Source organism: Sphingomicrobium nitratireducens (genome assembly GCF_026157035.1).
GTDB classification, from domain to species: domain Bacteria; phylum Pseudomonadota; class Alphaproteobacteria; order Sphingomonadales; family Sphingomonadaceae; genus Sphingomicrobium; species Sphingomicrobium nitratireducens.
In genome coordinates, this window is the sequence record NZ_JANJZA010000001.1 from 991,334 (window position 1) to 1,010,207 (window position 18,874).

At 65.3% G+C, this 18,874-nt stretch carries 20 protein-coding genes and 1 other RNA gene; 14 read left to right on the forward strand and 7 right to left on the reverse strand.

Annotated elements, in window-relative coordinates:
• Window positions 1-75 precede the first annotated feature (75 nt).
• Window positions 76-419: a transfer-messenger RNA gene (gene ssrA / locus NNY25_RS05075) on the forward strand.
• Window positions 420-522: 103 nt separating this feature from the next.
• Entirely contained in the window at window positions 523-2,559 is a 2,037-nt protein-coding gene (locus tag NNY25_RS05080; RefSeq protein WP_265570265.1) for an amidohydrolase family protein, read from the forward strand.
• Between the two features lie 3 nt (window positions 2,560-2,562).
• On the opposite strand, the gene NNY25_RS05085 is transcribed toward NNY25_RS05080, so the two are convergent.
• Together NNY25_RS05085 and mscL are read right to left on the reverse strand one after the other, a co-directional pair.
• Entirely contained in the window at window positions 2,563-2,988 is a 426-nt protein-coding gene (locus tag NNY25_RS05085; RefSeq protein WP_265570266.1) for a hypothetical protein, read from the reverse strand.
• A gap of 3 nt (window positions 2,989-2,991) precedes the next feature.
• On the reverse strand, window positions 2,992-3,435 hold the full coding sequence (gene mscL, locus NNY25_RS05090; RefSeq protein WP_265571475.1) for a large conductance mechanosensitive channel protein MscL: 444 nt from the start codon (window positions 3,433-3,435) through the stop codon (window positions 2,992-2,994).
• A gap of 107 nt (window positions 3,436-3,542) precedes the next feature.
• Between mscL and NNY25_RS05095 the strand changes: the two genes are divergently transcribed.
• From NNY25_RS05095 to NNY25_RS05115, 5 genes are all read left to right on the forward strand, one after another.
• Entirely contained in the window at window positions 3,543-4,139 is a 597-nt protein-coding gene (locus NNY25_RS05095) for a LemA family protein (protein WP_265570268.1), read from the forward strand.
• Window positions 4,140-5,006: a TPM domain-containing protein gene (locus NNY25_RS05100; RefSeq protein WP_265570269.1), complete on the forward strand. Its 867-nt coding sequence runs from the start codon at window positions 4,140-4,142 to the stop codon at window positions 5,004-5,006. It begins immediately after the preceding gene.
• Window positions 5,006-5,677, forward strand: a complete 672-nt coding sequence (locus NNY25_RS05105) for a TPM domain-containing protein (protein ID WP_265570270.1) — start codon at window positions 5,006-5,008, stop codon at window positions 5,675-5,677. The genes NNY25_RS05100 and NNY25_RS05105 overlap by 1 nt, the downstream gene beginning before the upstream one ends.
• Window positions 5,674-6,186 (forward strand): NUDIX hydrolase, encoded by a 513-nt coding sequence (locus tag NNY25_RS05110; RefSeq protein WP_265570271.1) that lies wholly within the window; start codon window positions 5,674-5,676, stop codon window positions 6,184-6,186. The genes NNY25_RS05105 and NNY25_RS05110 overlap by 4 nt, the downstream gene beginning before the upstream one ends.
• Before the next feature lie 81 nt (window positions 6,187-6,267).
• The gene (locus NNY25_RS05115) at window positions 6,268-8,445 is read left to right on the forward strand and encodes a M3 family metallopeptidase (RefSeq protein ID WP_265570272.1); all 2,178 of its coding nucleotides are present in this window, start codon (window positions 6,268-6,270) and stop codon (window positions 8,443-8,445) included.
• Window positions 8,446-8,447: 2 nt separating this feature from the next.
• Here the strand turns inward: NNY25_RS05115 and NNY25_RS05120 are convergent, their stop codons facing one another.
• Window positions 8,448-9,515: a phosphotransferase family protein gene (locus tag NNY25_RS05120; RefSeq protein ID WP_265570273.1), complete on the reverse strand. Its 1,068-nt coding sequence runs from the start codon at window positions 9,513-9,515 to the stop codon at window positions 8,448-8,450.
• Window positions 9,516-9,606: 91 nt separating this feature from the next.
• On the opposite strand from NNY25_RS05120, the gene nadC reads away from it, so the two are divergent.
• The 3 genes from nadC (at window position 9,607) to NNY25_RS05135 (ending at window position 12,425) form a co-directional block, all read left to right on the forward strand.
• Entirely contained in the window at window positions 9,607-10,455 is an 849-nt protein-coding gene (gene nadC, locus NNY25_RS05125; protein ID WP_265570274.1) for a carboxylating nicotinate-nucleotide diphosphorylase, read from the forward strand.
• Window positions 10,456-10,521: 66 nt separating this feature from the next.
• Window positions 10,522-11,928 (forward strand): NAD(P)H-dependent flavin oxidoreductase, encoded by a 1,407-nt coding sequence (locus tag NNY25_RS05130; RefSeq protein ID WP_265570275.1) that lies wholly within the window; start codon window positions 10,522-10,524, stop codon window positions 11,926-11,928.
• Window positions 11,929-11,933: 5 nt separating this feature from the next.
• Window positions 11,934-12,425 carry an SH3 domain-containing protein gene (locus NNY25_RS05135; RefSeq protein WP_265570276.1) on the forward strand — a complete coding sequence of 164 codons (492 nt, stop codon included), beginning with the start codon at window positions 11,934-11,936 and terminating at the stop codon, window positions 12,423-12,425.
• Window positions 12,426-12,476: 51 nt separating this feature from the next.
• Here the strand turns inward: NNY25_RS05135 and NNY25_RS05140 are convergent, their stop codons facing one another.
• From NNY25_RS05140 to NNY25_RS05155, 4 genes are all read right to left on the reverse strand, one after another.
• The gene (locus tag NNY25_RS05140; RefSeq protein WP_265570277.1) at window positions 12,477-12,884 is read right to left on the reverse strand and encodes a hypothetical protein; all 408 of its coding nucleotides are present in this window, start codon (window positions 12,882-12,884) and stop codon (window positions 12,477-12,479) included.
• Between the two features lie 76 nt (window positions 12,885-12,960).
• On the reverse strand, window positions 12,961-13,389 hold the full coding sequence (locus NNY25_RS05145; RefSeq protein WP_265570278.1) for a hypothetical protein: 429 nt from the start codon (window positions 13,387-13,389) through the stop codon (window positions 12,961-12,963).
• Between the two features lie 146 nt (window positions 13,390-13,535).
• On the reverse strand, window positions 13,536-13,958 hold the full coding sequence (locus NNY25_RS05150) for a hypothetical protein (RefSeq protein ID WP_265570279.1): 423 nt from the start codon (window positions 13,956-13,958) through the stop codon (window positions 13,536-13,538).
• Between the two features lie 120 nt (window positions 13,959-14,078).
• Entirely contained in the window at window positions 14,079-15,260 is a 1,182-nt protein-coding gene (locus NNY25_RS05155) for a thiolase family protein (RefSeq protein WP_265570280.1), read from the reverse strand.
• 155 nt (window positions 15,261-15,415) lie between these two features.
• Here NNY25_RS05155 and NNY25_RS05160 point away from each other — a divergent pair, with 155 nt between their 5' ends.
• From NNY25_RS05160 to NNY25_RS05175, 4 genes are all read left to right on the forward strand, one after another.
• On the forward strand, window positions 15,416-15,652 hold the full coding sequence (locus tag NNY25_RS05160) for a hypothetical protein (protein WP_265570281.1): 237 nt from the start codon (window positions 15,416-15,418) through the stop codon (window positions 15,650-15,652).
• Window positions 15,653-15,655: 3 nt separating this feature from the next.
• The gene (locus NNY25_RS05165) at window positions 15,656-16,069 is read left to right on the forward strand and encodes a c-type cytochrome (RefSeq protein ID WP_265570282.1); all 414 of its coding nucleotides are present in this window, start codon (window positions 15,656-15,658) and stop codon (window positions 16,067-16,069) included.
• 67 nt (window positions 16,070-16,136) lie between these two features.
• Entirely contained in the window at window positions 16,137-17,288 is a 1,152-nt protein-coding gene (locus NNY25_RS05170) for an isovaleryl-CoA dehydrogenase (protein WP_265571477.1), read from the forward strand.
• A gap of 55 nt (window positions 17,289-17,343) precedes the next feature.
• Window positions 17,344-18,744 carry a serine hydrolase domain-containing protein gene (locus NNY25_RS05175; protein ID WP_265570283.1) on the forward strand — a complete coding sequence of 467 codons (1,401 nt, stop codon included), beginning with the start codon at window positions 17,344-17,346 and terminating at the stop codon, window positions 18,742-18,744.
• Window positions 18,745-18,874 lie beyond the last annotated feature (130 nt).

The following is an 18,874-nucleotide window of genomic DNA, read 5'->3' on the forward strand; positions in this document are numbered from 1 at the left end:
TCAAAGCCTCAGCAACAGAACGGTTCCAACGCAGGCCACTTAAAGACGGTTCCGCTTGCGTCACGAAAAGTCAATTGTCTTGTCTGCGCGAAGGGCAGCGCCTATCTAGGGAGGGCCGGTTTTCCGGCTATGTCGGTAGAGTATCGCGTGGAATAGGCATTTCGGACCCGGGGGGCAGTACCCCGGCGCCTCCACCACCAGCCCCGCCACGATCGGGATTGCTGATGGGGGCGAAACAGGATCGACGAGTGCAATAAAGGCGCGGTTGCCGATCGGTATGAGACCACCGTGACGGCTCATTTTCACAAGTGCCAACGATAACGAGGCGCTCGCTATTGCTGCGTAACAAGTAACCTCACGGTGAACGTTACAAAGCCATAAGCGCGGTCGGACCCCACCGGGCAACAGAAGGGGATTCCAGCGGTTTGGGGGGTACCGGGCAACAGAAACCCCCCACTTCCTTCCCGGCTCGAAACAATCTATCGGGGTGCAACTTAACCTGCATCAACCGGGGGACCGATCATGCGCACCCGTTTTCTTCTTGCCGCCCTTCTTGCCGGCACGTCTGCCGCCGCCTTTGCCGAGCCGGTCCCCAAGGACCAACTGATGGTGCCGCCCGAAAGCGCGCAGGAATATCTCGTCGTCTCGCCCACCAACACGCATGGCAGCGAGTGGATGTGGACGACGGACGATGGCGCGCTCGCCTATCGCAAGTCGCAGAGCCTGCGCGGATGGATCACCGAAACCGATGCGCTGGTGAGGCTCGACGATCACGGCATGCCGGTTTCGCTCGAAGTGCGCGGCGTGACCACCGAGGGCGATGCCGCGGAGACGTTCTCGATCGCGGACGGTTCGGCGACATGGTCGGACGGGATCGCCGATGGCGAGGCGCCGGCGGGCAAGTTCTACCTCAACAAGGGCGGACCCGGCATCATGATGGGGACGCTGGCCGAAGCGCTCTACGACCATGAAGGGCCGCTCGACCTTTATCCGGGCGGGTCGGCCAGCATGCGTCTCGCCAAGGAAATCCATCTTGAGGACGAGAGCGGCGACCAGCATCTCGGCCTCTATTATATCGACGGGCTGGACACGCAGCCGCGCCCGGTATGGCTGACTGCGGACGGCGATTTCTTCGCCTATGTCGGCTACATGGGGCTGCTGCCCAAGGGTTATGAGGAGCACTACCTCTCCTTGAAGGCGATCCAGGAAGAGATTGCGGGAGAGGAGGTGCGCGCGGTCGCGGCTCAGTTCCTGACCGATGAGGCGCGCAAGCCGCTCCTCATCGACAATGTCATGCTGTTCGATGCCGATGCCGGCGCATTCGTCGCCGACCAGGCGGTGATGGTCGAGGGCGGCAAGATCGTCGCCGTCGGGCCTGCCGGTTCGATCGCGCCGGTCAAAGGCGCGCGGCTGATCGACGGGCGCGGCAAGAGCCTGGTGCCGGGCCTGTGGGACAGTCACGCCCATGTCGATGACGGCTACGGCATGCTGCAGAACCTTGCCTACGGCCACACCTCGCATCGCAGCCCCGGCATGGGCATCGAGGACTATGTGCGGCTCGAAAAGGCACGCAAGGCAGGCGAAATCCTCGCCCCCGAGACGTTCGCGGCGCAGATCATCGATGCGGTCCATCCCTTGTCGGCGCAGGGCGCGACCCTGGTCGACAGCGAGGAAGCCGCGATCGAGGCGGTGCGCGAAATCCACGATGCGGGCATGTGGGGCGTCAAGTTCTACACCTCGATGAACCCCGACTGGATCGCGCCCGCCGCAGCCGAAGCGCACAGACTCGGCATGCATGTCGCGGGGCATATCCCGGCGACGATGCGCCCGCTCGACGCGGTGCGCGCGGGCTATGACGAGATCACCCACCTCAACTTCGCGATCATGCAGGCGCTGCCGCAATCGGTGGTCGACGTGTCGAATACGGCGGCGCGCTTCGAGGGACCGGCGCAGTACGGCAAGGACGTCGATCTCGACAGCGACGAGATGAAGGCCTTCATCGCCGAACTGGTCGAGCGCGGGACCATCGTCGATCCCACGATAATGATCTTCGAAGGCTGGATGACGATGGGCGACGAGCGCGCGCTGGCACCGGCCTATGGTCCTTACGCAGGGACGATGCCGGTGGTGTTCGAGCGGGGCCTCTATGCGGGCGGCTATCCGCTGTTTGCGGACCTGAAGCGCAAGGATTTCGCGGCGAGCTACGCCAAGATGCTCGGCCTGATCGACCGCCTGCACGAAGCGGGTGTGCCGCTGGTGGCGGGCACCGACGGGTACGGGATGGAGCTTGTTCGCGAGATCGAACTGTACGAACAGGCCGGCTTGTCGAAGGAAGAAGCGCTGCGCAGCGCGACCATCGTGCCAGCCGAGGTGGTCGGCGTGGATGAACGGACGGGCTCGATCCGCGTCGGCAAGGAAGCCGACCTGCTGCTCGTCGACGGGGATGTGTCGGCCGATCTCGGCGCGCTCCGCCGGATCGATCTCGTCGTCAGCGACGGCGTTGCGATGGACGGCGATGCGCTGCGCAAGGCCGCGGGGTTCAGCGGGCGCTCGAAATAGGGCTCAGACGTGACTGGACTGGCGGGCGGCGCGCATCGCGTCGCTGCCCGCCGCACGTAACGCGCGCGAAACGCCCGATTGCGCCAGCCCTCGGTCGATCGAGCGGGGCAGCTTCCTGACGAGCGCGTTGATCAGCCGCATCTCGATTTCCGCCTGCCTGCCGCCGCCGGTTTTCGCCAGCGCGTGGATCAGGCCCGAAAAGTCGCGCACGTTGAAGCCGCTCATCAGCTCGCGCACGGTGACTTCGGCGAGTTGCGGGGCGAGAAGGTGCGCTTCGGCGCGCGCGTAGCCCATGCTTGCGAGTTCGTCCTCGAAGCGGGCGGGAAGCGCGTTACGCCAGGCGCGTTCGGCGATCCTGCGCTTGGCGCGGCGGCTGGCGGCGGCGCCGGCATAGAGCGCGGCGAGACCGACGAGGAACCAGGGCCACACGGGCTAGGGACGATTCTTCAGTGCGTCCCGGATTTCGGTAAGCAACTCGATTTCCGTCGGACCGGACGGCGCCGCCTCTTCCTTGGCGGCTTCGCGCTCCATCACCTTCTTCGCCTGGCGCACCATCAGGAAGATGATGAAGCCGAGAATGAGGAAGTTGAGGACGGTGGTGAGGAAGGCGCCCCAGCCGAGCACGGCAGCGCCGGCTTCCTTGAGGTCGGCATAGCTGTTGGGATTGCCCTTGAACCCTTCGGGCAAGTCGCCGAGCAGCAGAAAATAGTTCGAGAAGTCGAGGCCGCCGAAAATATAGCCGACCAGCGGCATGATGACCTCGTCGGTGAGGCTTGCGGTGATCAGCGCGAACGCCCCGGCGATGATGACCGCGACCGCGAGATCGAGGACATTCCCCTTGGCGATGAATTTCTTGAACTCTGCCAGCATGCCGATTCCCCCTGTGTCGGACTCATGACACTTTATGCAATCGCGCGGTCATTGAAAGAGGGTAACGATCTTCCTACCTGTATTAGTGACAGTACACACCAGAGGGGAAATCCATGACCAAACTGCGCCGTTTCGGCCTTCTTGCGCCGCTTGCCGCCCTGACGCTTGCTGGGTGCGGCATCAATTCCGTGCCGACCGCCGAAGAAGAGGTGAACGCGGCATGGGGTAATGTCGAAGCCGAATATCAGCGCCGCAACGACCTCATCGGCAATCTCGTCGAGACGGTGAAGGCGGCCGCGGGCAGCGAGGAGGATATCCTCACCCAGATTACCGAGGCGCGTGCCTCGGCGACCTCGGCCAACTTGTCGACCGACCAGCTCGACGACCCGCAGGCGGTGCGCGCCTATTCCGAAGCGCAGGCGCAGCTTGCCGGCGCGCGCTCGATGCTGGGCACGGTGATCATGGAGAAATATCCCGAACTCCAGTCGCAGCAGCGCTTCTCGGACCTGATGGTCCAGCTCGAGGGAACCGAGAATTCGATCCTCGTGGCGCGCCGCGACTACAACGAGGCAGTCCAGAACTATAACACGACCATCCGCACCTTCCCCGATGCGATCGGCGCGAAGATCATTCACGGCGCCGAACCCAAGGTGCCCTTCGAAAGCGCGCCGGGCGCCGACGCGCCCGTCACGGTCGACTTCGACAAGTAGGTGAGGGCGCTTCTCACTCCGCTGCTGGCGGGCTGGGCGCTGCTGCTGGCGGCGCTCGCCACGCCCGCTTGGGCGCAGGACTTCCCGCCGCCGCCCGAAGACACGTGGGTGGTGGACGAGGGCGAGTTCCTCACCGACCAGGAGGAGCTCGCGCTCAACCGGCGGCTGCAGGACAATTTCGACTCGACGGGGCGCGCACTCTATGTCGCGACCTTCCCCGACCTCCAGGGCCACACGATCGAGGATTTCGGCTACCGTTTGGGCCGCGAATGGGGCGTGGGCGATGCCGAAGAGGATGACGGCGTGCTGCTCCTCGTCGCGCGCGAGGAGCGCAAGATCCGGATCGAGACCGGCTATGGCGCGCGCGTGTTCCTGCCCGACATCATCGCAGGGCGCATCATTCGCGACACGATCACGCCTGCTTTCAAAAGCGGCGAGTTCGCCTACGGGATCGACGCAGGCGTCAGCAGGATCTTCGACGCGCTGTCGCTGAGCCCCGAAGAGGCCAGGGCGCATGCCGACGAACTGGCGGCGCAGGAAGCGGAGCGCGGCTCGCCGGCAGCCTATGCGGTTGGCGGGGTGATGCCTTTCTTCATCATGATGTTCATCTTCCTCGCCCTGGCGCGGCGCCGCTCGGGCAGGCGCTATCGCGGCAAGGGCAAGCGTCGGCGCGGTGGCATGGACTCGGGCGATCTCGCGATCCTCCTGTGGGGGCTCGACGCGGCGACGCGTTCGGCCTCGCGCGGGTCGCGGGGCGGCTGGGGCGGTGGCTTCGGCGGCGGCGGCGGGTTCGGCGGAGGCGGCGGCTTCGGCGGCGGTCTCGGCGGCGGCTCGTTCGGCGGCGGCGGCGCGTCGGGAGGATGGTGATGCACAGGCTCACTGCAGAAGATCACGAACGCGTCTCGAAGGCGATCGCCAAGGCGGAAGAAAAATCCGATGGCGAGATCATCGCGGTCGCTACAGACTATTCCGACAAGTATCACGACGCCGCGCTGCACTGGGCGGTCGCGGCTGTCATGATCATGCTCGGCGTGGTCGCGGCTTTCCCGCAGCTACTCGAGAACTGGTATGCGTTGCTGTTGGGTGCCTGGCAGGAGCCGAGCCTCCAGGCGCTGCTGACGCTGCTCCTCTTCTTCGCGCTGCTCAAATTCCTGGGCGTGCTCCTGTTTCTGCGCTGGATGCCGCTTCGCATGAAGCTGGTACCGGGCTCGACCAAGACGCGGCGGGTGCGCGCGCGGGCGATCGACATCTACAAGGCAGGCGCGGAGCGGCGCACGATCGGGCGCACCGGCATCCTCGTCTATCTGTCGATGGGCGAGCACCGCGCCGAGATCATCCACGACGACGCGATCACCGAGGTGGTGACGCCGGAGACCTGGGGCGAGGCGATGGCCGCGCTGCTGGGGCCCGTGAAGGAGGGCCGCGTCACCGACGGGATCGTCGCGGCGATCGAGGAAATCGGGGACGTCCTGGCCGAGCACTTCCCCAAGTCGAGCGAGGACACCAACGAGATTCCGGACAAGCTGATCGAGCTATGAGCGACGACGAACAGGTGATGTGGGCCGGGCGCTTCGTCACGGCCGTCAAGCAGGGGCAGTGGGAATATGTCCGCCGCTCGCGCGGGATCAGCGCGGTTGTGATCGAGGCGATCGTCGCGGGCAAGCTGGTCCTCGTCGAACAGCAGCGCGTGCCGATCGGGGCGCCGTGTCTCGAACTGCCTGCAGGCCTCGTCGGCGACGATGAGGGCGGCGAGGGCGACACGATCGCGCGCGCCGCGATGCGCGAACTGGAGGAAGAGACCGGCTACCGCGCCGGGCGGATCGAGACGGTCGGTGAATTCTATTCCTCGCCCGGCATGGTCAGCGAGGCCTTCACGCTGGTGCGCGCGCACGATTGCGTGAAAGTCGGCGAGGGCGGCGGCGTTCACGGCGAGAATATCGTCGTCCACGAAGTCGCGCTCGATTCTCTCGCCGACTTCGTCGCCAAGAAGCGGAGCGAGGGCGTCGGGATCGACGTGCGCGTGATGGCCTATCTCGTAGGACGCTGAGGACCGGTCGCAGGGCGCTTCCTTGCCGACCGGCTCCATCTGCGCCAGAAGGGCGCCGCATATTCGTTCAGGAGAGAGACGTTGCTGAAGAAGATCCTATTTGCGGGCGTTGCCCCGCTTGCCCTTACCGCTTGCGGAACACTCGGCCAGGACGCGGCCATCGCGACTGCTGAATCGATCGCGGTCGCGGCCGCCGACCAGCTCGAAGAAGCCGCGCGCGCGTCCAACCCGATGCTGGCCGAATGGACCGGCCCCTATGGCGGCGTGCCGCAGTGGCAGCTCTACAGCCTCGACCAGGTCGACGGTGCCTACGCGATCGCCATCTCCGATTACCTGGCCGAGATCGACGGCATCGCCAACAACCCTGACGCGCCGACCTATGCCAACACGATCGACGCGCTCGAGCTGTCGGGCAAGGAACTCGACCGCGTGAACAGCATCTTCGGCATCTACACGTCGAACCTGTCGAACGACGAGGTCCAGGCGCTCGACGCCAAATGGAGCCCCAAGCTGTCGGAAGCCGACGACAAGGTCACGCTCAACACCGCGCTCTTCCAGCGCATTAAGACGCTCTACGACAATCGCGCCAGCCTCGGCCTGACCTCGCAGCAGCTGCGCGTGCTCGAGCGCCGATACGATTACTACGTGCGCAACGGTGCCAATCTCGATGACGCGGGCAAGGCGAAGCTGTCGGCCTACAACAGCCGGTTGGCCGAGCTCTTCTCCGAGTTCTCCTCGCGCGTGATCAAGGATGAATCGACCTATATCACCGTGACCGAGGCCGAATTGGGCGGCGTCACGGACGACATCCGCTCGGCGGCGCGCGCGCTGGCCGAGGCCGAAGGGCTTGGCGAAGGCAAGTATGCGCTCAAGAACACGCGCTCGATCGTCGATCCGGTCCTGAGCTTCTCGACCAACCGCGACCTGCGCCAAAGGGTGTGGGAAGACTTCGTCAATCGCGGCGACAATGGCGGCGCGACCGATACCAACGCGATCATCGCCGAGATCGTCAAGATCCGCGCCGATCGCGCCGACCTGCTCGGTTACGAAAGCCACGCCGCCTGGCGCATGCAGGACACGATGGCGGGCACGCCGGCGCGCGCCATGGAGCTGATGATGAAGGTGTGGCCGGCCGCGGTCGCGCGGGTCGACGAAGAAGTCGCCGACATGATGGTCTTCGCCAGGAAGGACGGTCTCACCGAGATCGAGCCGTGGGACTATCGCTTCTACATGGAGAAGGTCCGCAAGGCGAAATACGACCTCTCCCAGGACGAGCTGAAGCCCTACTTCGTGCTCGACAACATGGTGAAGGGGATGATCTGGTCGGCCGAGCAGCTGTACGGGATCAAGATGGTCGAGAATACGGGCGCGGTGCCCGTCTTCCACCCCGACGTGCGCACCTTCGAGGTGACCAATACCCGCACGGGCGAGGATATCGGCCTGTTCTACTTCGACACCTATGCGCGCGACGGCAAGCGTTCGGGCGCGTGGATGAACAGCTTCCGCGTCGGCTCGAAGCTGACCGGGGACGAGCCGGGCCTGTTCACCAACAACAACAATTTCAACAAGCCGGGGCCGGGCGAGCCGGTGCTGATCAGCCTCGACGACACCCAGACGCTGTGGCACGAGTTCGGCCACGCGATCCACTACATGCTGGTCGACGTCGACTATCCGAGCCTGATCGGGTCGCAGCGCGACTTCGTCGAGTATCCTAGCCAGGTGAACGAGAACTGGGTGCTGACCCGTCCGGTGCTCGATCGCTTCGCGCGGCACTACCAGACGGGCGAGCCGATGCCCGACGAGTTGGTCGCCAAGATCGAGGCTTCCGACACGTTCAACCAGGGCTACGAGACGGTCCAGTACCTCTCATCGGCGCTGGTCGACATGATGCTCCACACCGATCCCGACGGAATCGTGGACGTCGATGCGTTCGAGAAGCAGGCGCTCGCCAAAATCGGCATGCCCGAGGAAACGGTGATGCGTCACCGCCTGCCGCAGTTCAACCACCTGTTCACCTCGGACGCCTATTCGGCGGGCTATTACAGCTACCTGTGGTCGGAAACGATGGACGCGGACACCTGGGCGGCGTTCGAGGAAGCGGGCGATCCCTACGATCGCGCGACCGCGGACCGGTTCCGCATCTTCCTCCTGTCGACTGGCAATGCGACCGACCGTGCCGCGGCCTATCGCGAGTTCCGCGGGCGCGATCCGGACGTCAACGCGCTTCTCAAGCGCCGCGGCTTCCCGGTCGAGGAATAGGGTTAGAGTCGGGCGGCCTGGGCGTTGGCCCAGGCCAGCTCGGCCAGAGGCTCGAGCGCCTTCGCGGTTTCCACCGCGTGGGCGCTCGATGCGTTTCCGCGCACCACGCGTCCCTTGATGCCGTGGACGATCGCGGCCAGCCGGAACATGTTGTAGACGACGAGATAGTCGAGGTCGGCGAGCCCCTCGCGGCCCGTGCGCTCGCAATAGGCGGCGACATAGTCGGCCTCGCTCGGGATGCCGAGCGCGTGCGTGTCGCGCCCCAGAAGTCCGGTGAAATTACCCGCCGAGGGCATGCGGTACATCAGCAAATGATAGGCGAAGTCGGCGCCGGGATCGCCGAGCGTCGACAATTCCCAGTCAAGCACCGCGCGCACCTCGGGCCGCTCGGGGGCGAAGATCATGTTGTCGCAGCGGAAATCGCCGTGGATGACGCGCACCGGTTCTCCCGAGCGGTCGGGGGCGTTGGCGCGTAGCCACTCGACAAGGCAGTCCATCGTCTCGAGCCGGCCGGCCTCCACGTCCTGTTCGTACTGGCCCGACCAGCGCGCGACCTGGCGTGCGACGAAATCCTCGCCCTTGCCATAGTCGCTAAGGCCGATGGCGGCAGGGTCGTAGCCGTGAAGCTCAGCGATGGTCGCGTTCATCGCGTCGAAGTGGGCGGCACGGTCGTCGGTGTCCGGGAAATGCGCTTCCCACACGATGCGCCCCTCGACCATGTCCATCACGAAGAAGGGCGTGCCGATGACGTCGGCATCCTCGCACAGGCCGTGCACTCTGGGCACCGGGAAGCCTTGGCGTCCGAGCGCGTCCATCACGCGATATTCACGCTCGACCGCGTGTGCGCCCGGAAGCAGCTTGCCCGGCGGCTTGCGGCGCATCACGTAACGGCCGCTTTCCGCGGTCAGGCGGTAGGTGGGATTGGACTGGCCGCCCTTAAACTGGTCGACCTGTAGCGGTCCCTGGAAGCCGTCGACATGCTCGGCCATCCAGCCCGCGAGGCGCGCCTGGTCGAAGCGCAGGCGGTCGGAGACGGGGCGCGTGCCCGTGTTGGCGTCGGTCCTGTCCATCGCGATGGCTTGGCATGGCGGGCGAGGCCGGACAAGGGCGCGGCTTGCAGGGCGCGCGGCGCCCGCCTAAGCGGGGGGCGACAGGGAGCCCATGAAGATCGACAATTTCGACCTCGACGATTTCGTCACCCGCGCGCTGGAGGAGGACCTCGGCACTGGCGGGGACGTGACCGGCAACTCGACTATCGATGCCGACGCGCGCTTCGCGGCCGTGATGGACACGCGCGAGGCGATCAGCGTGGCCGGCATCGAGATCGCTGCCGCCTTCTTCCGCCGGCTCGATCCGGACGTCGAGATCGACCTTCTGGTCAAGGATGGCGACCGCGTGCCGGCGGGCACCGACCTGATGCGCCTCAAGGGCAATGCGCGCGCCATGCTGGCGGCCGAGCGGCCCGCGCTCAACACGCTACAGATCCTCTCGGGCATCGCGACGATGGCGACGAAATTCGCGGACGCGGTTGAAGGGACGGGCGCGACCATGCTCGATACGCGCAAGACCATCCCGGGCATGCGCGCGGTCAGCAAATATGCCAGCCGGATGGGCGGGGCATCGAACCATCGCATGCGATTGGACGACGGGCTGCTCATCAAGGACAACCATATCGCCGTGAACGGCAGCGACATCGCGCGCACCGTGGCGCGCGCCAAGGCGGCCGACCACGGGCTCGAAGTGCAGGTCGAGGTCGACCGGATCGACCAGATCGGACCCGCGCTCGCTGCGGGTGCGGATCGGCTGCTGCTCGACAACATGCCGCCAAGCGTGCTGCGCGAGGCGGTGGCGCTGGTCGCGGGGCGCGTTCCGCTCGAAGCGTCGGGCGGGGTCAATCTCGACACGGTGCGCGCGATCGCCGAGACCGGCGTCGACTATATTTCCACATCCAAGATCACCCACGGAGCGCCAGCGGTCGACATCGGCCTCGATTATGCGATGGCCGAATAGGCCTAGGCACTGGCGCAATGGGGGCGGGCAGGCCTATAGGGTGCCCGAGCTTTTCAGGAGAATGACGTGTTCAAGGGGTTGAAGCCCATCCAGTACAACGGCAAGGAAGTTTGGCCGTTGATCGAGGGCGGCAAGGGGGTCTCCGCGACCAATCACATGAGCTCGGGCGCCTGGGCCGCTGCAGGGGGGATCGGCACGGTCAGCGCGGTCAATGCCGACAGTTACGACGCCGAAGGGCGCATCATCCCGCAGGTCTACGAGGAAATGACCCGTCGCGGGCGCCACGAGGAACTGCTGCAATACGCGATCGACGGCGCCACCGCGCAGGTCCAGCGCGCCTACGAGCTGGCCTCGGGGCGCGGGGCGATCAACATCAACGTGCTGTGGGAAATGGGCGGTGCGCAGCGCGTGCTCCACGGCGTGCTCGAGCGCTGCAAGGGGCTGATCGACGGCGTCACCTGCGGCGCGGGCATGCCCTACAAATTGTCCGAGATCGCGCAGCAATACGGGGTAAAATACCTCCCCATCGTGTCCTCGGGCCGCGCCTTCCGTGCGTTGTGGAAGCGGGCCTATTCGAAGTTCGAGGAAGGGCTGGCCGCGGTCGTCTACGAGGATCCGTGGCTGGCGGGCGGGCATAACGGCCTGTCCAATGCCGAGGATCCGCAGAAACCGCAGGACCCCTATCCGCGCGTCGCGGAACTGAGGAAAATGATGCGCGAAGGCGGAGTCTCGGAAGACGTGCCGATCGTGATGGCGGGCGGCGTGTGGCGCCTCGACGAATGGAACGACTGGCTCGAGAACGAGGAAGTCGGGCAGATCGCCTGGCAGTTCGGCACCCGCCCGCTGCTGACCCAGGAAAGCCCGATCCCGCCCGAGTGGAAGGCGCGGCTGATGACGCTCGACGAGGGCGACGTGCTGCTGCACAAATTCTCGCCGACGGGCTTCTATTCCTCTGCCGTGCGCAACCCGTTCCTGCGGGGCCTGGAGGCGCGCAGCGAGCGCCAGATCGCTTTCACCAAGGAAGAGGTGGGCGACCACAAGTTCGTGCTTGATGTCGGGGTCGGCACGCGCAAGAATTTCTACGTCACCAAGGGCGACCTCCAGCACGCGCGCGAATGGCATGGCGCGGGCTATACCGAGGCGTTGAAGACGCCCGACGACACGCTCGTCTTCGTTACCCCCGAGGAGATGAAGGAAATCCGCAAGGACCAGGCCGACTGCATGGGCTGCCTGTCGCAGTGCAGCTTCTCGAGCTGGGCCGACAACGAGAAGAATTCGACCGGGCGGCTGGCCGATCCGCGCTCCTTCTGCATCCAGAAGACGCTGCAGGACATCGCCCATGGCGGGCCGGTCGAGGAAAACCTGATGTTCGCGGGCCATGCCGCCTATCGGTTCAAGTCCGATCCCTTCTATTCGAACGGGTTCGTGCCGACCGTGAAGCAGCTGGTCGACCGCATCCTGACGGGCGCCTGATCGAGATGCGGGGTGGCGTTTTTCTTGCCGCGGCCCTGTGCCTCGTCGCCCCTGCGGCAGCGCAGGAGGAATCCGGCACGCCCTACTGGGCCTCGATCTCGAGCGGCAAGGCCAAGATGCGCACCGGACCGGGGCGCACCTATCCGACCATCTGGGTCTACCAGCGTCGCGACCTGCCGGTGCGCGTGACCAAGCGCTACGACAACTGGCGGCGCATCGAGGGACCGGGCGGAGCGGAAGGCTGGATGTCGGTTGCGCTCCTGTCCGAACGCCGGACGGGGATGGTCACCGGCGAGACTCCGATCGACGTCTACGACAAGGCCGACTTCGAGAGCGCGGTGCATTATCGCCTCAGCCCGGGGGTGGTCGGGCGCTTGTCGCAGTGCGACGGGCAGTGGTGCCGGATCAGCTTTACCGTAGGCCGCAAGGAACGCGGCGTCGGCTGGGTCGTCCAGGGCGCACTATGGGGCGTCGACGAGGACGAATCGTTCGACTGAACGTGAAAAGGGCGGCCACGACGGACCGCCCTTTTGCTTTCGTGAACGTGATCAGGCCGCGGGACGGACCGTCACGCTTTCCGAACCGTCGACCTTGGTCGCAACCCAGCTGCCGTCGGCACCGGGAGCACCATCGATCCAGCATTCGGGACCCGCATCGCCATCGGGATCGAAGCACATCTGGCCGTCGGCCGTGCGCTCGTAGGTTCCCGTCATGACCGCGCCGTCGGCGTCGGTGTCGCTGTAGGTACCGTCGGCGTTGAGCGTGGTCGTGCCGACGACCTGCCCGTCCGCAAGGACTTCATAGGTCCCGGGCTGCGCCGGATCGGCGGCAGCCGTGTCGGTGGCCGCCTCGTTGGCCATCATCACGTCGTCGCCGGCAGCGTCGTTCGCGACCTCGTCCTTGCCGCCGCAAGCCGCAAGACTCGCCACCGCGGCGAGCAGGATCAGTTTCTTCATGACAGTCCCCTTGTTACTTCGAAGGGGCGGCCATAGCAGATCGTGACGGGGGCGTCATCGCACCCCCGTCGCCCGATCAGGACGGCATCGCCATCTCGCGATATTCGACCCGCTTGACGCTCAGCGTCTCGCCCTTGTCGCTGGTCGTGTCCATGGAGGCACCGACCTCGTGCGGCGACAGGCTCCAGCACACTTCGCCCTCGTCGGTCATCGCGCTGGTGAAACAGCCCTTGCCGTCCTTGGTGACGTAGGTGCCGTGATCGGCATGCTCGCCGTCCATCGTTTCGGCGATGTAGTTGCCGTCTGCATCGATCGATTCGACGTAGGCGGTGCCTTCGCGCGTGAACTCCCAGGTCGTCCCGTTGAGCGCGAGCGAGGTGTCGGCCGCCGGTTCCTCGATCACCACGTCGTTGGTCATCGCTTCATTGGCGGCAACGTCGGCCGCGTCATTGTCCGCGCACGCGGCAAGCGCCGCGACACTGGCAAGCATCCAAACGATCTTCATGGGAAGTCTCCCTCTGTTGAGGGATCGGACAGATAGCACGAAGAAGGGAGACGCGATACGCCCGTTCGAATCCCGGGAAATTCGGCTCCAACAGCGCCCGCTTCGCCCTGGAACGAGGGCGAAGCGGCACGCGTGTCGTCAGGCGATCAGCTGGTGCGGACCACCACGTAGCTGTCGGTCGGATCGGCGTCGTTGGTCGTGCGCCAGGTCGTTCCGTCCATGGTGTCGGTGTAGCAGGTCGCCTCGGTCTGGCCTTCCATAGTCAGGCAGTAGGTCCAGTCCTTTTTGGTGTAGGTGCCCTTGGTCTCGACACCGTCGACGCTGGTGGTCAACGTGCCGTCGGCATTTATGGTCAGGTTCATGACCGTGCCGTCGTCCTTGGTGAGCGTGTAGGTGCCCGCGTCGGGCTTGCCGTCGGGGGCCATCGACATGTCGACGTCGGCCGCCGTGTCGTCGGCTACCATCGCGTTGTCGACGGCGGCATTGTCGAGAGCGGCATCGTCGGCAGCCTCGTTGCTGCTGCAGGCGCCAAGCGCGGCGAGCGCCGCGAGGAGAACAAGCTTCTTCATCGTCGAGAAACTCCATCCAATGGGGGCGCTTGATCGCGACGGCCCCCGGGTCGGTGAGGAGTCAATCTGCCTATACGAACCAAGTTACAAGCAAAACTTGGGTCGAGACGAAGGGCCGGCCTAGGCCAGCTCGACCGCGACGGCGGTCGCTTCGCCACCGCCGATGCACAGCGAGGCGACGCCCTTCTTGAGGCCGCGATGCTTCAACGCATTGACGAGGGTGACGAGGATGCGGGTGCCCGAGGCGCCGATCGGGTGGCCGAGTGCGGTCGCGCCGCCGTTGACGTTGATCTTGTCGTGCGGAATGCCGATGTCCTTCATCGCGAACATGGCGACGCAGGCGAAGGCTTCGTTGATTTCCCACAGGTCGACGTCGCCGACCGACCAGCCGGCTTTTTCCAGCACCTTCTCGATCGCGCCGATCGGGGCGACGGTAAACTGCGAGGGCTCCTGCGCGTGCGCAGCGGTGGCGACGATGGTCGCCACCGGCGCCTTGCCGAGCGCTTCGGCCGTCTTCGCGCTGGCGATCACCATTGCCGCGGCGCCGTCCGAGATGGACGAGCTTGTCGCCGCCGTGATGGTGCCGTCCTTCTTGAAGGCGGGGCGCAGCGTCGGGATCTTGTCGGGACGTCCGCGGCCGGGGGCCTCGTCGGTGTCGACGACGATGTCGCCCTTGCGGTCCGAGATAGTCACCGGGACCACCTCGTCGGCGAAGTCGCCGTCGGCGATGGCGCGCTGGGCGCGCGCGAGGCTTTCGATCGAATAGTCGTCCATGCTCTCGCGGGTGAGCTGGTATTCGTCGGCGGTGTCCTGCGCGAAGGTGCCCATCGCCCGGCCTTCCTCGTAGGCGTCCTCGAGCCCGTCGAGGAACATGTGGTCGTAGGCCGTGTCATGGCCGATGCGCGCGCCGCCGCGGTGCTTCTTGAGGAGGTAGGGGGCGTTGGTCATCGACTCCATGCCGCCCGCGACGATGACGTCGGCATTGCCGACGCGGATCGCCTCGTCGGCCTGGATCACGGTCTGCATGCCCGAGCCGCACACCTTGTTGACCGTGGTCGCCTGGACCGATTTGGGCAGGCCCGCCTTGAGCGCGGCCTGTCGCGCGGGGGCCTGGCCGAGGCCGGCCGGAAGCACGCAGCCCATGTAGATGCGGTCGATCTTCGCGCCTTCGACGCCCGAACGCTCGACCGCCGCCTTGACCGCCGCCGCGCCCAGTTCGGTCGCAGAGGCACCTGCGAGCGCGCCCTGCATCGAACCCATCGGGGTGCGCGCGTAGGAAAGGATGACGGTCTTGTCGGACATGAAAGGCTCCATGGAATTGAGATTTGTTGCACCTGCACATAGGCGCTTGTCTTCACTTGTCCAAGCTTGCTTGCACGCCGGGCGGGGCGAAATGGCATCCTTGCAAGTCGGGGCGCTGTGGGCTTTGATGCGGGCCAGTATCCGGGAGTGATGACTTGTTCTTCCTTTCTGCCTTGTTGGCCGCCATGTCGCCAGCCGCGCCGTCGACGGTTGTCGTTGCGACCCTCGCCGTGTCGTATCGCGAGGACTCGGCCCGGGAGAACGATACCGAAAGCGCCAAGCGCCAGAAATCGGAGCGCCAGCCGCGCAAGAAGTCCGATAGCTATTGCCGCAGCGACGGACTGTCGGTTCGGTGCGGTGCGGTCGGCACGACAATTTCCCCGATGGAGTAGCGGATGAAGGCCAACGCGTTCCTCGTCGTCTCGCTGGGCTGCCTGATGGCCGCCGGAGCTGCGGCGCAAAATGCCGGACCGAAGCCCTACGAGAACGTCAAGGTCATCCCCAAGTCGACCCCGCGCGCCGAGACGACAGAGCTGATGAAGCATTTTACCCGCGCGCTAGGAGTGCGGTGCAGCTACTGCCATGTCGGCGAGGAAGGCGCGCCGCTGTCGACCTACGATTTCGGCTCGGACGCCAAGAAGGAAAAGCGCACCGCGCGCTATATGCTCAAGATGGTCCACGGCATCAACGCGCGCTATTTCGCCGACGAGGGCACGCCGAGCGTCACCGATATGCGCAGGAACGAGGTGACCTGCTACACCTGCCACCGCGGGTCGACCGAGCCGCTCACCGACCGCCCCAAGGACTGACCCCGCTTGTCTCATGGCCCGCGCCGATGCTAGGCGCGCGGCCAAACAGGAGACAGTGATGAACGACATGCCCGGCCTCGACTTCCAGCTCGGGGAAATGGCGGAAGCGATCCGCGACACGACCCGCCGCTTCGCGATGGACAGGATCGAGCCGATCGCCGGCAAGATCGACGAGGAAGATCGCTTTCCGATCGAGTTGTGGCCGCAAATGGGCGAGCTGGGCCTTCACGGCATCACCGTCGAGGAAGAGCATGGCGGGCTGGGGCTGGGCTATCTCGAACATGTCATCGCGCAGGAGGAAGTGGCGCGCGCCTCGGCCTCGGTGGGCCTCTCTTACGGCGCGCACTCCAATCTGTGCGTCAACCAGATCCGCCGCTGGGCCAATGACGAGCAGAAGGCGAAATACCTGCCCAAGCTGATTTCGGGCGAGCATGTCGGTGCGCTGGCGATGAGCGAAGCGGGCGCGGGCTCCGACGTCGTCTCGATGAAACTGAAGGCGGAAAAAGTCGATGGCGGCTACCGCCTCAACGGCACCAAGTTCTGGATCACCAACGGCGCCTACGCCGACACGCTGGTAGTCTACGCCAAGACCGGCGACGGCTCGCGCGGGATCACTACCTTCATCATCGAGAAGGGTGACGAGGGGTTCTCGATTGGCCAAAAAATCGAAAAGGTCGGCATGCGTGGATCGCCGACATGCGAGCTGGTCTTCGACGACTGTTTCGTCCCCGAGGATCGCGTGATGGGCCCCGAAAATGGCGGCGTGGGCGTGCTGATGAGCGGGCTCGATTACGAGCGCACCGTGCTCGCGGGCATCCAGCTGGGCATCATGCAGGCCTGCCTCGACGTGGTGCTTCCCTATCTTCGCGAGCGCACCCAGTTCGGCAAGCCGATCGGCAGCTTCCAGCTGATGCAGGCCAAGATCGCCGACATGTACGTCGCGCTCAATTCGGCGCGCGCCTACGTCTACACGGTCGCCAAGAATTGCGACGCGGGCAACACCACGCGCTTCGACGCGGCAGGCGCGATCCTCTTGGCAAGCGAAAGCGCGTTCAAGGTCGCGGGCGAGGCGGTCCAGGCGCTGGGCGGCGCGGGCTACACCAAGGACTGGCCGGTCGAACGCTTCATGCGCGACGCCAAGCTGCTCGACATCGGCGCGGGCACGAACGAGATCCGCCGCATGCTGATCGGGCGCGAATTGCTGGGCGCGGCGGGCTAGGCACTAGTCCTGATCTGCATTAGCGTCCGCTCGAACCATTCGGGTGGATGCTTTGATGGATTATCGTTTTCTCGGCCTTTCGGCACTCCTGGCCGTCGCCGTCCCATGTGAGTCATCGTCCCAGAGCATTCAGCCGGACGCTATCGACGAGTACGTCGAGGGCTTTCTTGCCGAGCGCGGGATCCCGGGCGCCTCGATCGCGATCCTCGAGGACGGGAAGCTGGTGAAAGCGCAGGGCTACGGCCTCGCCGACATCGAGCATGGCGTGCCGGTGACGACCGACACGATCTTCCAGTCGGGCTCTCTCGGGAAGATGTTTACCGCGGCGGCAATCATCCTGCTGGAGGAAGACGGGAAGCTCTCGCTCGACGACCCGATCGCCAAATATTATCCGGACGCGCCCGACATCTGGAGCGGCATCCGCATTCACCATCTGTTGAGCCACACGGCGGGGCTGCGCGATTACGATCCAAAGGTCGACTGGCGGAAGGATTATGGCGAGGACGAACTCGTCAGGATTATCGCCGATACCGAGTTGCTGTTCGAGCCGGGCGCGCAATGGGCGTACTGCAATAGCTGCTACGTCGTTCTCGGCGCGCTGGTGAGCAAGCTGACGGGTTCGCACTGGAGCGAGTTCGTTGACGCGCGCGTGTTCGATCCAGCGGGGATGAAAACGGCGCAGATCATCGACGAGCGCAGGATCATCCCGCATCGTGCCAGCGGCTATGAGCGCGAGGATGGCGTGCTCAAGAACCAGGAATGGGTCTCGCCCGGTTTCCTGCGGACCGGCGACGGCGCGCTTTACTTCAGCATCATGGACCTTGCGCACTGGGACCAGGCGCTCCGGCGCGGCGATATTCTTTCCCCCGCGCATTACGACGCCTGGTGGCAGGCGTCGCCGCTCAACGACGGAAATCGCGTCGGCTACGGTTATGGCTGGGAAACCCATTATGGGGCGGGGCCGGCGATCGTGGAGCATGGCGGGATCTTCCAGGGCTTTCACAGCTACCTGATCCGTTACGACGATCCCGGCCTGACCGTGGCGGTGCTCGCCAATGCGCATCTCGGCTACGGCATCGACCAGGGGTTCGAGCGCGATCTGGCGCTTGGGATCGTGGCGCTCAAGAGGCCGGAATTGGCAGATCGGGTGGAAGTGCTCGGGCCAACGCAGGTCGGCGACCTCGCGCCGTTTGCGGGAAGCTTCCGGACGCCCGACGAGACTGAGATCAAGATCAGGGTCGATGACAAGGCGCTGCTCGTGAGCGGGTTGTCCAACGATGAGGTACGATATGTGCCCATTGGGCCGCGCACCTTCGCCAACCCGGGTGCGGACATGTTCTTCGCCAAGCTCCTGACGTTTTCCGAAGGAAATGCAGACGAAGCGTGGTTCGGATATTGGGAGGGGAGCCCGCTGACGCGATTGCGTCGGGTCGAGGATGGGACGGAGCCCGACTAGGCGCGAGTGTGAGAGGCGGGCTACACCATGGATGACGACCCCGACGACATCCGCTGCATGCTGATTGGACGCGAACTGCTGGGCGCGGCGGGCTAGGAATTCGCGTCGGTCGCGCTAGTCTCCCTCTGGA

Bases quoted from the DNA above. Each gene is read 5' to 3' on its own strand.
- NNY25_RS05080 (WP_265570265.1), top strand. From the start codon at position 523: ATGCGCACCCGTTTTCTTCTTGCCGCCCTTCTTGCCGGCACGTCTGCC.
- NNY25_RS05095 (WP_265570268.1), top strand. From the start codon at position 3,543: ATGACCAAACTGCGCCGTTTCGGCCTTCTTGCGCCGCTTGCCGCCCTG.
- NNY25_RS05105 (WP_265570270.1), top strand. From the start codon at position 5,006: ATGCACAGGCTCACTGCAGAAGATCACGAACGCGTCTCGAAGGCGATC.
- NNY25_RS05110 (WP_265570271.1), top strand. From the start codon at position 5,674: ATGAGCGACGACGAACAGGTGATGTGGGCCGGGCGCTTCGTCACGGCC.
- NNY25_RS05120 (WP_265570273.1), bottom strand. From the start codon at position 9,515: ATGGACAGGACCGACGCCAACACGGGCACGCGCCCCGTCTCCGACCGC.
- nadC (WP_265570274.1), top strand. From the start codon at position 9,607: ATGAAGATCGACAATTTCGACCTCGACGATTTCGTCACCCGCGCGCTG.
- NNY25_RS05135 (WP_265570276.1), top strand. From the start codon at position 11,934: ATGCGGGGTGGCGTTTTTCTTGCCGCGGCCCTGTGCCTCGTCGCCCCT.
- NNY25_RS05140 (WP_265570277.1), bottom strand. From the start codon at position 12,884: ATGAAGAAACTGATCCTGCTCGCCGCGGTGGCGAGTCTTGCGGCTTGC.
- NNY25_RS05145 (WP_265570278.1), bottom strand. From the start codon at position 13,389: ATGAAGATCGTTTGGATGCTTGCCAGTGTCGCGGCGCTTGCCGCGTGC.
- NNY25_RS05150 (WP_265570279.1), bottom strand. From the start codon at position 13,958: ATGAAGAAGCTTGTTCTCCTCGCGGCGCTCGCCGCGCTTGGCGCCTGC.
- NNY25_RS05155 (WP_265570280.1), bottom strand. From the start codon at position 15,260: ATGTCCGACAAGACCGTCATCCTTTCCTACGCGCGCACCCCGATGGGT.
- NNY25_RS05165 (WP_265570282.1), top strand. From the start codon at position 15,656: ATGAAGGCCAACGCGTTCCTCGTCGTCTCGCTGGGCTGCCTGATGGCC.
- NNY25_RS05170 (WP_265571477.1), top strand. From the start codon at position 16,137: ATGCCCGGCCTCGACTTCCAGCTCGGGGAAATGGCGGAAGCGATCCGC.
- NNY25_RS05175 (WP_265570283.1), top strand. From the start codon at position 17,344: ATGGATTATCGTTTTCTCGGCCTTTCGGCACTCCTGGCCGTCGCCGTC.